Below are 15,323 nucleotides of genomic sequence, written 5' to 3'. Positions count from 1 at the left end.
ACTTAAAATTGAATTTTATATTTCATTTTTAAATATTATTAAAGGAAGTCACATAAATTCTAAATTCTATTTCATTTTTTAACCTACACTCTTGTATGCAATTGTATTGATTTTGCTCCAAAAATTTGGAAACATGATAATTCTCATTTTATATTAAAAAACGTAACCGGTTCTCAACAGTTTTATCAACCCTTAAAAACAATCAACACAATGATTACAATTGTCAAGTTTATGGTGATGTTGCTTATACAGCTCATCGAGTTCATTTTTGTCTAACCTTTAAAACCAATCGCTATGATTACTTTATTTGGAATACTGATTATACAATTAGGAATTGTTACACTGGTCACAAAACCACTTTTCATTTTTCCTCCCCAATTTTTTGCAAAAAGGCAATGTCTTCTTCCACTGTCAATAGAAGTAAGCTCGTAGCAGTACAAAAAACAGGGCTTGTAATGCAATGGTGTCCATTCCAGCTGCCATCTTTATTTTGAATCTTTAGGATACGTCCACTCATACCATCGTACCATTTTTTCCAATCATCATCCTTACTAACCAACAAAGATTCACCAGTTTGCAGGTAGCTTAAAAACTCTTCTCCTCCATTATTCCCAAAGCCATCCAAAACCTCATCTCTTTGGGCAGTTTCCTTAGCAGATTCGTATATTTTGTATGCAGTACCATATTTTTGAGCCTCACCTTGTGCATATCCTATTTCTTCTAGGGTTTCCGCATTTACTTCTGCATCAGCTGCTATCTTTCCTTCTGCTTTGGCTTTGTTAATGTCAGCTTTAGCCTTCCTTGCCTCTTTTGCACTGGCTCTTACGCTACCACTAACAGCATACAACATAATTCCAGCTCCGTCATCCGTTTTAACCGAACCGTCTTCCTCATTATAATTATCTTTTTGATATTTTCTTGACCTTTCTATAACCACCTCATCCACTGAAGCTCCTGCTGCTTGGGCCGCTTCCAAGGCACTATTGGCCATTCCGCTCTGCAAAACACCGGCCCAACCTGCGCCTCTTTGTTTTCCATGCGCATCCGTCCCATTTTGAATATGCGCAATACAAATACCCAAACAACGAACAACCCTTTTTCTATCCATACCGGATAGATTTCTGTCAAGAACATTAGAAAGAAACTGTGCCGCAAGTACAGCATCAATATTTTCGCCTAGTTTTGTCTGAATCTGGGTATTTCTAACCTGAGTGATGTAAGGACTGTCATCATTTGCATTCTCTATAGTGTTCAGTAGATAATCCAACGCATTTTTAAGATTTTCGGCGTGAATCCCTTTTTTTAGCGTTGTACCGCTCCTTAACAATGCCATACCTACCATAGCCGTAGTAGCTGGATCAGCCTTTACAGCATGCGGGTCTCTAACGTGTTGGGCCGAATGGCCACCAGCTCCATAGCCTCCGTTGGGCAATTGCGCCTTGGATAACCATTGAAGTCCATCGCGTACTGCTAGTTGTAGGTTCTGATCAGACTTGTATCGATCAAAACCTTCGGATGATTGTTCACCCATTACGGTCATAAATACACAACCCTTCTCTGGCTGTAAGGTTCTTTTTGGCGTAGAAGCCATTAGCGCAACGTAAAACACTATCCCAACCAATGTCAGCGCAGGCACCCATATAAATTTCAGTTTTGTCTTCATCTTTAAAAATTTTAATTTTTGTTGAAGCTAGACAAGGTAATCCACCCAAAAAATGTCTATTGAGCCTGTTTGACCTTTGACTGAGTGTACCCGAAGTTTTATTGAGTGAAATTTTTTATACTGGCCTTTTTTAGTACTATTCTTTGAAAATCACTTGAACTTTTATAAGAATACATTGATGGTTGAGTTCCCGTTCTGCCTGGACTCTTTTTTAGAAAATTTTAGCAATTTGATACATTCATATTTTGTTTGATATACCTATTTTACATTTTTCTAACAAATCATACTTAAATTGATGAAAAAAATAACAATTTTAATTCTTGCCCTTGTTGTTTTTCAATCCTGCAAAGAGAAACCCAAAAAAGAAGAATCTGCTACCATCAGCGCCAATTTTAGCACTTTATTGGACAGCTATTATGAGGATGGGTTAAAACTAAATCCAATAACCGCCACATTGGCTGGTGATCATCGTTATGATGATGTATTTACAAACGCCCTTTCAGATGAGTTTGAAGAAAAAGCAAAAACTCACTTTGAAAGCTATAAAAATAAACTTGCCGCATTTTCAGATGAAAACCTTACAGAAAGTGAGCAAATGAGCAAGGCTATTTTGGACTGGGAATGCGATATCAACTTAAATGAGTTCAACTTTAACGCAGATCTCACTCCAATTGACCAAATGTGGTCCACCAACCTATTTATGGGGCAACTAGCCAGTGGTTCCAGTGCACAACCGTTTGCAACTGTTGAAGATTATGAAAAATGGATGAAAAGGGTAGATGGGTATCTAAAATGGATGTCCAGTGCTAAAGAAAAAATGAGAGAAGGAATGACCAAAGGTCATGTACTCCCAAAATCATTGATCAAAAAAGTACTACCCCAACTACAATCCCTTACTACAAAGGATTTGGACAAGCACCTCTTTTATCAACCAATAAAAAAATTGCCTGAAGGTTTTACAGAGGATGAAAAAACTGCTTTAACGGAAGCATATCAAAACATGGTGAGCAATAAAGTAATTCCTGCGTATCAAAAACTGTATGATTTCATGAAGCATGAGTATTCAAATGTAGGTAGGGAATCTAGCGGTATACAAGGAGAACCAAATGGTGATGCTTATTATGCACATCAAATAAAAAAATATACCACCACCAATATGACCGCTTCAGAGATTCATAAATTGGGTCTAAGTGAGGTTGCAAGAATACGGTCTAAAATGGAAGAAATTAAAAATCAGGTTGGTTTTGAGGGAGATTTAAAAGCTTTCTTTGATTTTGTTCGAAGCAACAAAGAATTAATGCCGTACACGGACCCTCAACAAGTAATCAATAATTTCAATGCTATTCATGACCGCATGAAACCGCAGATAGAAAAACTGTTCGATGTAAAACCAAAAACTCCTTTTGAAGTTCGCCGTACAGAAGCATTCAGGGAAAATTCGGCTAGTGCCGAATACAATCCAGGGTCATTGGATGGTACCCGTCCAGGTATTTTTTACACGCCTATTCCCGAGGTTACCAAATACAATGTGTACTCAGATGAGTCCTTGTTCTTACATGAGGCTATTCCCGGGCATCACTATCAAATATCCTTAACGCAAGAAAGCGATGTGCTTCCAAAATTCAGGAAAACACTTTGGTATAGTGGTTATGGCGAAGGATGGGCACTTTATAGTGAATCCTTGGGAACAGAATTGGGTCTTTATACAGATCCTTATCAACTTTTTGGTATGCTTGGGGCAGAAATGCACAGAGCGGTTCGTTTGGTTGTGGATACCGGCTTGCATTCCAAAGGATGGACACGTGAAGAAGCCATTCAATATTCTTTGGACAATGAGGCTGAATCCGAAGCTAGCATCACTTCTGAAATTGAACGTTATATGGCCAACCCTGGACAGGCATTATCCTATAAAATTGGTCAATTGAAAATTATTGAACTACGTGAAAAAGCAAAAAATGCCTTAGGAGATAATTTCGATATTCGTCAATTCCATAATCAAATTTTGGAAACCGGATGTGTTCCGCTTGCATTGTTAGAGGATAAAATAACTAATTGGATCAAAGAGAATAGCTAAAAATATAAGAAGGTGTTAAAGCGCCTTCTTTCTTTTAGTCCGTAAGGTTGGAAAACTGCAAACTTGGCTATATTTGTATGACCAATACTCCAAACAATGCTCTATAAGCTTTTAGCTAGGATCAACAAGGCTATCCTTCCTTCATATTCCAAAAAAGGATTGGATTTGTCCAAGGCATCCAAGTTACAGTTGGCAATTATTGGTTGGCGCTATTTTATAACTACAAAAGCTTTAGATCAATAAGTGAGCAAAGCCTTTATATCATAACCATTTAACTTATCTGCACCATTTAAAAAAGTTAGCTGGATTAAAAAATTACATTGCACCACTTCTCCCCCTAATTTTTCCACTAGTTTACAAACTGCATTTGCGGTTCCGCCAGTTGCCAACACGTCGTCATGTACTAACACTTTTTCGCCCTTTTGTATTGCATCCGTATGAATTTCCAGGGTATCCTCACCATATTCCAAGGAATAGGACTCCGAGATTGTTTTATACGGCAATTTTCCTTTTTTACGTACGGGAACAAAACCAGCATTGAGTTTTGATGCAATTAAGGGTGCGAAAATAAAACCTCTGCTATCTACACCAACTACCTTGTCAATAGCATAATCTTTAACCATACCGCAAAGTGTTTCACAAGCTTGGACAAGTGCTTGAGGATCTTTTAAAAGAGGGGTGATATCCTTAAAAATGACACCAGGTTGAGGAAAGTCTTGTATATCACGAATGTAGCGTTCAAAATCCATTATTTTTGGTTATGAGGTTTTGTCGTAAATTTAAAAAGAAATATATTTGCACCCCATTAAAAAGGCCTCGTGGCGCAACTGAATAGCGCATCTGATTACGGCTCAGAAGGTTACAGGTTTGAATCCTGTCGAGGTCACTTAAAATAAAGGGGCTAACAGAGTTTTCTTAATACGCCCCTTTATTATTTGCCCAGTTCTTGCCCATTTTATAATTAAATTTCGATTTATGAGTAAGGACCACATGATTGACGATGCAGTCAGATATATTGCAGAAAACAAGAACCATACAATTACAAAAGATTCCGATTCTGAACTTTTGGAAAAGTTGGAATACGCCCATATTCGTGGCTTTCTTAAATTAGAAAAGTCTAGTAAGTTCAAACGCTACAAAATGGCTGAAAAAGGTCAAAACTTGGCTGACGCTGAATACAATCACTCAGTAATAAGTCATGCTGGGCAAACCAATATTGTTAATTCAGGAAATTTACATATGGGTGACAATTTTGGCAACTATGGTCAAGGTATTAAAAGTGCCAAAAGTTCAATAAACTGGACTAAAGTCGGAGCCATTGCTTCAGTTATAGGAATTGTTGTAGTGATTTTAATTGCAATCCTTAGTTAAATTGATAATGGAAACATGTTCGAAAGTAATACGGGCTTAATAACCATTCTTTATTGAGTTCAGTTTTAGAGAACAAATCTAAGATTATTGATAATTTGTCATTAGTTTTAGAAATAAAAAGCAATTTATATAATTCTTTAACAACAAAAACCATAGTCAAACGATGGTTTTTATTTTTATCTAATCAAATACTTTCTTTTATTTTTTAAAATCCATTGTTTACAGATAAAGTTTTATATTTTTCGTCTAACCAAACCAAAAATATTATATGACAATTGAGGAAATACTAAACAAACTACCTAAGGTTAAAGATGATCGAAATTATTGGTTAGTTAGAGCAGATGGTGGCAAATATTATGACTCCTTTTTAAGGGGCGGCTTTATTGCGATTGGCTATAACAAAATTTCCCTAAAGGACATTCAAAAAGGTAACACAAAAGATGATACTGGTGTTAATATTTTGAAGTTCAACATTATGGATAAATATAAAGACGAGGAGAAAAGACCTGGACACACTGCTAAACAGCTATTGAGGTTTGCATATGAAGTTAAAAAAAATGACATCGTTCTAATTCCAAGTGAAAACTCCGAAGAAATTGCATTCGTTGAAGTTACACAAACTGCCGCTTACAATGATTTGAATGATAGTTACGATTGTCCATATATCAAACGTAAAAAAATTAGATATCTAAAGACCGTCCCTAGGGATACCCTTGATCCCAATCTATATAAACTAATGTTTTCACATCATACTATAACCACTGCGAATATTTATGATTCCTACATTGATAAAATCATCAACTCATTCTTTATCAAAGAAGATGAAGCTCACATGGTTCTTAACGTAGAATCCGAAGAAGATGTTAAGGCTAGAAGTGTGTTTGAAATGGGAGGGCTAATTTTAGATGTTTTTGATGAATTTTGCAAAGAAGAAGAGCTTGATTTAGATTCAAATGACTTTGACGTAAAATTAGCAATACAATCACCTGGGTTTATCGAATTGGCTGGAAATGCTATTTCTGGCATTTTAATTGTAGGAATAATTTTTGTTTGTCTAGCCGGGGGAAATTTTGATTTAAAGATTAGTGAGGAAGTAAATTTAAACGTGCAAACTGATGGCATTATTGAAAGAATACGTCAATTTTTAAAGTCCAACAGTAAGATTCAGACGAAAAAGAAGTTGTTGAAAAAACATATGAAGTCTCTGAAAATAAAAGAACCAACGGAACTAATAGATGTTCTCAAAGAACTAGATAAGGATTAATGATGTGAATAGGCTACTTAATATAATGTCGGTTACAGGGTCTTTCGCAATTGTATTTTCCGTGTTACTAATTCTAATGGAATTTACTTTAGGCCAAATAGGAGTGGTTAATCATATGTTAATTGCAAATTCGATTCCACTGAGATATCCTGTTTTTGTTATTATCGCCCTTTTGATTATAAGAAAATATATTACATTCAAATTTCCACATAAAAGACCATAATTTCCTTTTTTGTTTTTTTCTTGTAATCTATTCCAATCCCTTCAGAGTGAAGTGGATCTATTATCTCTGACCTATTGGCTACAAGGGTATTAGGGACCTCCTGGATGATTGTTCGCAAGTGGATGGCTAAACGCACTAACAGCGAAATATGTCAATTTCAAATCATCTGGAATTTTTCCTAATATGGTATCAACTTCAGTCCATTTCTGAAGGTATTCCTTCTCTCGACTTATGCAATTGTTGTAATACATGTAGAAATTAGAGGACATGTAAATTAATAGAAAATGAAATGAAGACCTAATGAAATTTATAGTTCAATCAACCCAAGAAATTCATTAAGTATATTAAAAGTGCCATTCAGGAACAGTAAAGTAGGTTTAGCAACTAAAGAAATAGCCGTCAAATTTTTCTTGTGGAAATTTCATGTTGTAAAACTAAAGAAACCGCTCCCAAATAAATGGGAACGGCACCAAACCAAAAAATCTAAAAAGTAAACCTAACTATGCTCTTAATTGAGCAATCCTCTTGACCGCCGGAACGAATACCTGGTCTTCCTTCCTTGCGGATGTGAGTTCTAAATACTTTGAAAACGCATTTACCAAACGAGTTCGGTCGTCCATGTTGATAACTCCGTTCTCGAAACCAGCGTTCAGGGTTTTGCACAAGTCCTTTGCCATATTGAGGGCATTGGATTGCATATCATTCTTCACATAGTGATGGTTACGGTCTTTTACTTTTTTAACCGTTTCAGGACTTACTTGTACATCCCCATCGATGATAGCGAATCCAACTGCCGAATGCCGTCCAGGTACCAGGTCAAAAGCCGCTTTTGCAACACTACCATCCAGCCCTTGACTTGAAAGTACAAATTCAACCGTTGCCTTTGGAAATCCGTAAGCGGTGCGAATAAGCCCTTCTAATGCGCTCCAACCTTGATGAAGCAATAACTCCCTTTCTTCAATACTTAGAGGTTCTGGGAGCAGCTTTTGTGCTTGATCCAAAGCATATTTCGCTTGTTCTGCCCATGCACTATATTGGCTTAAAGTCTTTTCAATACCATCATGGTTTACCCACAAAATTTCACGTTTGAGTTCTGCTGATGCGCTCATAATTTTCGTTTTTTGTTGTTCTTTCTTTTGTTCATAACTCTTTTGGCGTAACCAACTGTTTCTTCGGTAGGCTCCAACACCTCGATTACCTCCCCATCCTCTGCTATAATGGTTTCGGCCCCTGGCATGAGGAAAGTGCCTGTTGCAAATTGGCCGTCCAAATAGACAGTATCGCCCACAGCGGGATCTTCCCCGGCTATCAAGTCCGGGAACACCAATTCTTGTCCAAGGATATCCTGAAACGTTTGTTCGGCCCTCGGTTTCCATAATCGCCTAGCGGCATGCTTTTTAGTTGCTTTCATTGTTTTGATTTAATTATTAATGACTATCGTTTATACCGTCTTGGACTGCCTCAATTTGTTCCTCTGAATAGGTCTGGAATACTGTTGGTTTTGATATCATCAGATGGTCCAGACTGTATTGTTTCAATAGGTTCAGGTAGTGATCAATTCTCATACGTCCATCGGCTTCCAGTTCAATCTTGCCCTCCAATGCTTCCACATACTTTGTGACCTGGATTGGCACCTCAACATAGGGGTCATCCGCATACACGCTTGGCGTTGGCAAGTACCCAGGACGCTCCGGTGCATCTACCAAGCTTTTCATCAATTCAAGTTTTTGTTCATCATCCATTGCAGTACTTTTTAAGTTCTTTGTTCATCTGCTTCTTTTCGAGGGCTGCAATCCGTTGTAACCTCTCTTCTTTGCTCAGGCTAAGAAAATCTTGTACATCAAACGAAACGTCCTCTATCTCGCTCCTATTCAGCTTGGGCAATACAAACTCCAACATCGAAATGAAGGCATTCACCCGGTCCTTGGGAGAGAGCTCTTTTAAGTCGCTCAATACAGCTTCATATTCAGCATCAACCAGCTTTTGAATTCTACTACGTATTGATGCCGTGGTCTTATTTGGGCTTCCTTTCCTTGAAGATTTTGCCCCTGCTTCTGAAGCGGTTTTACTATCAAATGGCATTGTTACTTGATGTTACTTTAACTTTTCTATTTGGATAGGTCAGAACATAGGAAGCAACCAATTCAGCAGCTTCCTTTGCCTGTTTAGGGTCTTTACTGTTTGTAAATTCCAAAAGACGCATTGCTAAAATTTCGTCATTGCCCATTTTAATGGTTACGCTGCCATCATCATGAATCTTAACAACATCTGAAGCATCTATCTTCAATTGGCCTTTGCTCTTTATCAACTTCAAAAGTGCTTCGGTCAGCGGTCTTTTACTTTCTGTTTTTTTCATTGTTTTGGTTTTCTATTTGCTTGTACTCATACCCCCCTTTCCTACGCATAATACTTATACTAGGAAACCAAGGAATGCAGAAAAGAACCTAATCGCCATTAAGTGGGTTTTATTTAAACTCCGTAGAGGTATTTTGCGCTTTAGACCGAGTTGTCGGGGGTTGGACATTGCTCGGATTAACCCTTTCTTATCTACCCTACTCCAAGAAAATTGCTTCTCGCCTCATTTCTATTTGGAATAGCTTCGTTCTGTTTTTTGTTTTTATGTCTTAGGGAAGTGTTACCACTGTCAAAGATCACTCCCTGCATGGCAATAATGCCAATTGAGAGTATCTACCCTATATGATTTATTACTAACTTTATCATGCAGTTACCGTTATTAAAAACCCTCGCTGGCGAATCAGGCCGTTGGAGGGTTTTTTATTCTTATCTACTTAATGCGTTATCCAAGTCATTGGATAAATCCAGGCTGGTTTTCATCTTCCCAGACTTCACCCACTCCAACAATTCTGATTTCAGGAAATAGAGCTTCCCGCCTTTCTTGTAATAGGGAATATTGCCAGATTGGACATCTTTGTAAATAGTTTGATTGGAACGGCCTAAAAACTTTGAAGCTTCAGCAATTCCTATTGGGATTTCAATAGGCTTATGATTTGGAGCAATAAATTTGGATAGTTTGTTTTCAAAGCCTTCAAATCTATTGATTAGGCTCTGTAACATTTTTGGTGTTTGTTCAAGTGTGGGAGTATCCATATCTACTATTTTTTAGCAAATATGTGTATGTCTTGGAGTGGTTATGGAGTAACTTTTTGTAACCTTTCTAAAGAACCTTCAAATCTGATAAATATTGGGATGCTCTTTTCTTGCCTTGTTCACTTAGATATTCCAAGACGTTTTCTAAATGGGTTTTTAATATCTCGGGGGTATGCACCCTCATTAAAGACTTGGTATAAATACGTTCTTCTGGGTAAACATTACGGTATTCTCTATAAAGAGTTGAAAGTGCAATGTTTCCAAACTTGCTACTCACTCTGATAGCTTCAGAATTCTTTTCTTCATTTTGCGGTACAGCTTTGTGAACTCTAATTTGTTCAATGGAGCAAATCAAAGCAATTTCGATAGCTGGCAAGTCGAAAATTTGAGATAGTTGATTCCTTTTTTGTTCTAAAAACTGTTCATACTTTAATTTCCTTACACTATACTTTTTTGAAACTTTGACAGATTGTACTCGGCTGATTTCGATTTCAATAAAGTCCAATTCCTTTACCTCAACATTATCGCTTTTCAATTCAACTTGGGCTGGCCCCATAAACAAAGCACCCCCAACTTCTTTAAAAAGCTTTGTCCTTTTAGGGTTTAATAACTCCCCATTTTGATAAATACGATCTGCTACTTGTATTGCCCATTCCCTATACTTCCGCTTATAATAGTCTTCGGCATTTTTAGCGGTTAATCCAATGAACTGAAGGTGACTAAATCGTGTTGAATCCATCAATCAAAGTTTAATAGTTTGTCCATTAAATCCTTTTTAGTTTCATCTTCAAACCCATCTAAATAGTTTTGGGTAACGGATATATCACTATGATTCAAAGCCTCACTTACAAACTCAATACTAGCCCCATTGTTAACCATATTAGTTGCAAACGAGTGTCTAGCCCAATAAGTGCTAAAACCGCTCGGAAAATCAAGCTTTTTAGCTATACGCTTAAGCTGTTGATTGGTGGCCCGGATAAAGTTGTTGACCTTCCGAAAAATAGCTTCTGGAGTATCATTATCTTGAAGAATCGGGAAGACATATCCATCTTCTCGATAGTTGGTACCATAGCACTCTAAAATCCTTTGAGATTCCCGATTTAACGGAACTTCTATTTTCTTAATATTGGTTCTTCTTTTTGTTTTAGTCTTTGCTCGGTAATAGACAAGCTTACTATCTTGAATATTCTCAAACTTCAGAATTGCAATATCCTTAAAGTTCATTCCCTGACTAACATAGCTGAAAAACCAATAATCCCTTGCCTTTTCTTCTAAAGGATTCAATTTTGCCTGATAGAACTCTTTTATTTGTTTTCCGGTCAGTGTTTTTTTTACGGTTTTTTCTTCAGGTATTTCGAACTTACCTTTACCAAATGGATAGTACTTGGGTTCTAAATCGTTAGCACGGATAGCATTATTAAAAATTACTCTTAGTGTTCTGGTATAGATGGCAACTGTGGTTATACTTCTACCCATATCATCAATCATATAAGACTCATAATCCTCCAACCATGTAGGAGTTATTTGATGAAACGATAATGAATCACCGGAACCACTATTCTTTTCTTTGTCATACTTGAGCAATGATATCATTGAAGATCTATAACTAGATGCAGCTCCAATCCTACCCTTAGATTCAAATTCCTTGATTGTTTTGTTAAAATGGTACGCAGCATTGGTTTTATCGGATGCCTTCCTTAGAAGCTTTGTCTTGAACTTATCAAAGTCGAAGTAGTCCAAGGAGTCCGCAGCAGCTTCCGCTCGTTTATAAAGCTCGCTAAGGATTCTATAGCTGGCTTTATACTCACTCTTTACTTTGTCAGGAGAAACACCCCATGCATTGATAAATTGGTTTTCAGTCATGGTAAGATTGGTGCCAATCCTTTTCGCCTTCTTTAATAGGTTTGAATAAATCCGAACCTTGATTGGGTATTTGTAATTGTTAAGTTGTCTGCGCTTATCCAGGACAATTGAAATCTTATAATCCATTGTGATTTGACATTTGCCCACAATTTACCCAGATTTGCCCACAAAATATATAAAAAGATACCAAAAGATATTAACTCAAAAACTTTTGATGATAGGGTTTTACAAGGTTTCACTACAATTCAACCAAAAGAAGAATAACGTTATATTTTGATTACGGCTCAGAAGGTTACAGGTTTGAATCCTGTCGAGGTCACTGGGAGGAAACTCCAAACAAATAAAAAACCTTGTAAAATCTAAGATTTGCAAGGTTTCATTGTTTTTGGTCATAATAAAATTTGAATTTAACAAAACGCTAGAAGGCAAGAACGGGACATTTTTAACACAACTTCAAAATTTTCCTAAATGAGCTCCGTAAAACCAATGTTTTATGAAAATCATTGTCTTTACTTCCGTTCTACCTTAATATATCACTTAACCTTTAACCATGATTCTTTAAATTTGCTAGTAACTTTCATCTCAATGTAGTGTAACATTCAAAGTAAATCTGGGAAATGAAAAATGAAAGTCCCGAGGCAAAGTCACTCTATGAATTATATCTTCATTTGGGACTACCTGTGGATTTAATTCAACCTTCCGAAGGATTCGCTATCCTTAATTTGAAGGATATTAATTTTACACTTCCATATCAGTCCCCATCATTCCGTCCCGACTATTTTTCGTTTCTTTTTGTAAAAGACGGCAAGGGAAAGTATACCATAGACGAACACTCTTTTCCAGTGGAACCACATTCCATCTACTTTACCAATCCGAGCAATTACCGAACATTCAGTTGGGAAAAAATCGAGGAGATTTATCTGATTACTTTTGATGAAACATTTCTAAAACAATATATCAGCAAAGAAATCTTCTCTGCATTTCCATTTTTATTAACTGAAACCATCAGTCCTAAAATTGTAAGTGATGAATTTTATGGCGAAGTAGAACAGGTTTATCTAAATATCCACAACGAATACCTTAATCAATCCACCGATACATATAGAATTGTTGGGCACTTGTTGGCGGTTATGCTCTATAAAATCAAAGCCTATTTTTGGCAGGATTACAATCCCATTTATGAAGGAAACAGAAGTTCACAAATCGTCAAATCGTTCAAACGATTGCTTGAAAAACATTATCGTGATTTAATAACGGGAAAAATGGAAACCGTTTTTAGGGTTCAAGATTATGCCAACGCACAAAACTTGCATCCCAACTATTTAAGTAACATTATCAAAATCAAAACAGGAAAACCTGTTACTACCTGGATTGCGGATAAAACAATTTCTGAAGCCAAATCCCTCTTGCAAAATTCATCCATGCCCATCAAAGAAATAACCTATAAATTGGGATTCTCTGAAACTGCCCATTTTAGCAACTTTTTTAAAAAGCACACTGAAATATCGCCTGTTCAATATAGAAAAGAGCATACTATTTAATGAGTTAGTCCTCTAGTCCCCTCTTCTATTTAAATTTTACAACGAGTACTGTATTCCTCGCAACAAACAAGGGATAGTACCTAAATACCTTTGTTCCAATAAATTCAAAAAGATAGACAAATGAAAAATTTAAGTAACAAAGTAGCACTTATTACAGGTGCATCAAGAGGTATTGGCGCAGAGGTAGCACTACATTTGGCCAAGGCTGGAGCAAAAGTGGTTATTAACTATTCCGGTAGTACAGAAGCAGCTGAAGATGTCGTCAAACAAATCAAAACAAATGGTGGGGATGCTGTCGCCATACAAGCTGATGTAAGCAACGCACAAGATGTAAAAAGCCTTTTCGATACTGCCATTGCCCACTACGGAAAAATTGATGTGTTGGTCAATAATGCAGGTATTATGATCAATACGCTTATTAAAGATACCACCGACGAGGATTTTGCAAAACAACTGGATGTAAATGTAAAAGGAGTATTTAATACACTTCGCGAAGCTGCCACAAAATTAGCAGAAAATGGAAGTGTCATCAACTTTTCAACTTCGGTAAATAGAATCATGCTGCCTACCTATGGACCTTATGTAGCTACTAAAGCAGCCGTTGAACAGTTGACACGTGTGTTTGCAAAAGAAGTGGGAAGCAGGGGTATCAATGTAAATTCAATCTCCCCAGGACCTACCAATACTGCGTTGTTCACAAAGGGAAAACCACAGGAAGTAATTAATCGATTAGCTTCTTTATCAGCCTTCAATCGTATTGGGGAGCCAGAGGATGTTGCAAAAATTGTAACCTTTTTGGCCAGTGATGAAGCAAAATGGATTTCTGCTCAGAACATTGGTGCCAACGGAGCAATGGCTTAACTGCTCCAATCATTTAAATAGTAGATATTATGAAAACATTTTTAACAGCCCTCGTTATGGGGCTATGCGGAGCATTGGCAGTATTTATCTCATTTTCGATGGGATGGGCGACATGGGTTATGTTTCTTGCCTGGATAAGTTATTACCTGTTCGGAAAATCGATCAAAGTATATGTTCCCAGTTTCTTACAGATCATATTGGGAATACTACTCGGAGTACTCATACAATCTATGGCCAGTCTTCTTGTGCCTGCCATGGGAGCAATGGGATTTCCATTGACCGTTTTTGTCCTTATTGGTTCGCTCGCATATGTAACAAAAATCAATGGGCTGAATAACATCCCTGCTTGGTTTCTAGGGTTAATCATATTTTTTGGGGTACATCCAGAGCTACAGGTAATTCCCGTATTGGGTCTACTTGTTCCAATAGTTACAGGGGTCATTTTCGCATTGATCAATGATACAGGACTGAAATACATAAACACAAAATTTTAAAACATAAACAATGAATACACTACAAAATAAAACAGCTTTGATTACCGGTTCTGCAAGAGGTTTGGGAAAAGCCATAGCGGAAAGATATGCAGCACTTGGAGCAAATATCGTCGTCAATTATTCTAGAGACAAGGTATCAGCAGAAGAGACACTATCCACTGTTGAAGCCATGGGGGTCAAAGCAATAGCTATACAAGCCGATGTCAGCAAAGTAACCGACATTGAAAGACTATTTAATCAAACAAAAAAAGCCTTTGGAAAAATAGATATCGTCGTTGCCAATGCCGGTATAGAAATGGTAGAAACACCGGTAACGCAATTCACGGAGGAACAATTTGACCGTTTGTTCAGTATCAATACCAAAGGAGTTTATTTTACCATGCAGCAGGCGGCTAAAAACATCGAAGATAACGGACGTATCATTTACATCGCTTCGAGTACTACGGCTTTTCCGGTTCCGGGAATGGCTGTATATGGTGGAAGCAAAACCACACCACGTTATCTGGTGGATGTTCTTTCAAAAGAAATAGGGCATCGAGGTGTTACCGTAAACTCTATTATTCCATTTGCAGTAGATCATTCCGGAATATTCGTTGATTCCAATGCTTATCCCGAATTAAGAAAATCGCTGATCGAAAGCTGTCCCATGGGTAGGTTGGCAGAAGTAGAAGATGTAGCGAATCTAGCAGAATTTTTTGCCAGTGATCTATCATCCTTTGTAAATGGACAACACCTATTGGTAAATGGTGGTGCTACACAGTGAAAGCATACCGATAGTTGAAATGAATCACTGATGCAATTTATTCGATAAACCCAACTTCCTCACTTTGGCTACATCCTTCCCCAATTCGGCTACAAGAG

Annotated in this window: 18 protein-coding genes and 1 tRNA gene; 9 read left to right on the top strand and 10 right to left on the bottom strand. The window is 37.2% G+C overall.

Translation table 11 applies throughout. The annotated features are described in order from the left end of the window. Positions 1-361: 361 nt before the first annotated feature. Positions 362-1,663 (bottom strand): prenyltransferase/squalene oxidase repeat-containing protein, encoded by a 1,302-nt coding sequence (locus AAY42_RS17345; RefSeq protein ID WP_055397491.1) that lies wholly within the window; start codon positions 1,661-1,663, stop codon positions 362-364. A gap of 295 nt (positions 1,664-1,958) precedes the next feature. On the opposite strand from AAY42_RS17345, the gene AAY42_RS17340 reads away from it, so the two are divergent. Then, positions 1,959-3,737, top strand: coding sequence for a DUF885 domain-containing protein (locus tag AAY42_RS17340; protein ID WP_055397489.1), 1,779 nt, complete (start codon positions 1,959-1,961; stop codon positions 3,735-3,737). Positions 3,738-3,833: 96 nt separating this feature from the next. Further along, a complete protein-coding gene (locus AAY42_RS17335) occupies positions 3,834-3,980 on the top strand; it encodes a hypothetical protein (protein ID WP_055397487.1) in 147 nt (48 codons plus the stop codon). Here AAY42_RS17335 and AAY42_RS17330 read toward each other — a convergent pair. Beyond that, positions 3,974-4,486: an adenine phosphoribosyltransferase gene (locus AAY42_RS17330; RefSeq protein ID WP_055397485.1), complete on the bottom strand. Its 513-nt coding sequence runs from the start codon at positions 4,484-4,486 to the stop codon at positions 3,974-3,976. The two genes, AAY42_RS17335 and AAY42_RS17330, sit on opposite strands and share 7 nt — an antisense overlap. Positions 4,487-4,549: 63 nt before the next feature. Here AAY42_RS17330 and AAY42_RS17325 point away from each other — a divergent pair. From AAY42_RS17325 to AAY42_RS17315, 3 genes are all read left to right on the top strand, one after another. Further along, positions 4,550-4,623, top strand: a tRNA-Arg gene (locus tag AAY42_RS17325). Between the two features lie 89 nt (positions 4,624-4,712). After that, on the top strand, positions 4,713-5,108 hold the full coding sequence (locus AAY42_RS17320) for a hypothetical protein (RefSeq protein WP_139063766.1): 396 nt from the start codon (positions 4,713-4,715) through the stop codon (positions 5,106-5,108). Between the two features lie 268 nt (positions 5,109-5,376). Then, entirely contained in the window at positions 5,377-6,372 is a 996-nt protein-coding gene (locus AAY42_RS17315) for a hypothetical protein (RefSeq protein ID WP_055397481.1), read from the top strand. 723 nt (positions 6,373-7,095) lie between these two features. Here AAY42_RS17315 and AAY42_RS17310 read toward each other — a convergent pair. The 8 genes from AAY42_RS17310 to AAY42_RS17275 form a co-directional block, all read right to left on the bottom strand. Further along, on the bottom strand, positions 7,096-7,704 hold the full coding sequence (locus AAY42_RS17310) for a hypothetical protein (RefSeq protein ID WP_055397479.1): 609 nt from the start codon (positions 7,702-7,704) through the stop codon (positions 7,096-7,098). Next, the gene (locus AAY42_RS17305) at positions 7,701-8,006 is read right to left on the bottom strand and encodes a hypothetical protein (protein ID WP_055397477.1); all 306 of its coding nucleotides are present in this window, start codon (positions 8,004-8,006) and stop codon (positions 7,701-7,703) included. The genes AAY42_RS17310 and AAY42_RS17305 overlap by 4 nt, the downstream gene beginning before the upstream one ends. 16 nt (positions 8,007-8,022) lie before the next feature. Continuing rightward, complete coding sequence (locus tag AAY42_RS17300) at positions 8,023-8,337, bottom strand: hypothetical protein (protein WP_055397475.1); 315 nt, start codon at positions 8,335-8,337, stop codon at positions 8,023-8,025. After that, positions 8,330-8,677: a hypothetical protein gene (locus tag AAY42_RS17295; protein WP_055397473.1), complete on the bottom strand. Its 348-nt coding sequence runs from the start codon at positions 8,675-8,677 to the stop codon at positions 8,330-8,332. Before AAY42_RS17295 ends, AAY42_RS17300 begins: the two co-directional genes overlap by 8 nt. Continuing rightward, entirely contained in the window at positions 8,667-8,951 is a 285-nt protein-coding gene (locus tag AAY42_RS17290) for a hypothetical protein (RefSeq protein WP_055397471.1), read from the bottom strand. Before AAY42_RS17290 ends, AAY42_RS17295 begins: the two co-directional genes overlap by 11 nt. A gap of 425 nt (positions 8,952-9,376) precedes the next feature. Next, a complete protein-coding gene (locus AAY42_RS17285) occupies positions 9,377-9,703 on the bottom strand; it encodes a helix-turn-helix domain-containing protein (protein ID WP_055397469.1) in 327 nt (108 codons plus the stop codon). A 67-nt stretch (positions 9,704-9,770) separates the two neighbouring features. Beyond that, the gene (locus AAY42_RS17280; RefSeq protein WP_055397467.1) at positions 9,771-10,442 is read right to left on the bottom strand and encodes a hypothetical protein; all 672 of its coding nucleotides are present in this window, start codon (positions 10,440-10,442) and stop codon (positions 9,771-9,773) included. Then, positions 10,442-11,692 (bottom strand): tyrosine-type recombinase/integrase, encoded by a 1,251-nt coding sequence (locus AAY42_RS17275; RefSeq protein WP_055397465.1) that lies wholly within the window; start codon positions 11,690-11,692, stop codon positions 10,442-10,444. The genes AAY42_RS17280 and AAY42_RS17275 overlap by 1 nt, the downstream gene beginning before the upstream one ends. 491 nt (positions 11,693-12,183) lie before the next feature. Between AAY42_RS17275 and AAY42_RS17270 the strand changes: the two genes are divergently transcribed. The 4 genes from AAY42_RS17270 to AAY42_RS17255 all read left to right on the top strand — a co-directional run bounded on the left by AAY42_RS17270 (position 12,184) and on the right by AAY42_RS17255 (position 15,225). Continuing rightward, entirely contained in the window at positions 12,184-13,107 is a 924-nt protein-coding gene (locus tag AAY42_RS17270) for a helix-turn-helix domain-containing protein (protein ID WP_055397463.1), read from the top strand. Positions 13,108-13,227: 120 nt separating this feature from the next. Continuing rightward, positions 13,228-13,968 (top strand): SDR family oxidoreductase, encoded by a 741-nt coding sequence (locus tag AAY42_RS17265; protein WP_055397461.1) that lies wholly within the window; start codon positions 13,228-13,230, stop codon positions 13,966-13,968. Positions 13,969-13,997: 29 nt separating this feature from the next. Next, entirely contained in the window at positions 13,998-14,462 is a 465-nt protein-coding gene (locus AAY42_RS17260) for a DUF1097 domain-containing protein (protein ID WP_055397459.1), read from the top strand. A gap of 10 nt (positions 14,463-14,472) precedes the next feature. After that, a complete protein-coding gene (locus AAY42_RS17255; RefSeq protein ID WP_055397457.1) occupies positions 14,473-15,225 on the top strand; it encodes an SDR family oxidoreductase in 753 nt (250 codons plus the stop codon). Positions 15,226-15,323: the final 98 nt, after the last annotated feature.

Source organism: Flagellimonas eckloniae, from assembly GCF_001413955.1.
Taxonomy (GTDB): Bacteria; Bacteroidota; Bacteroidia; order Flavobacteriales; family Flavobacteriaceae; genus Flagellimonas; species Flagellimonas eckloniae.
The sequence above is the reverse complement of the archived record's forward strand: the minus strand, read 5'-3'. Positions and strand labels throughout refer to the sequence as shown.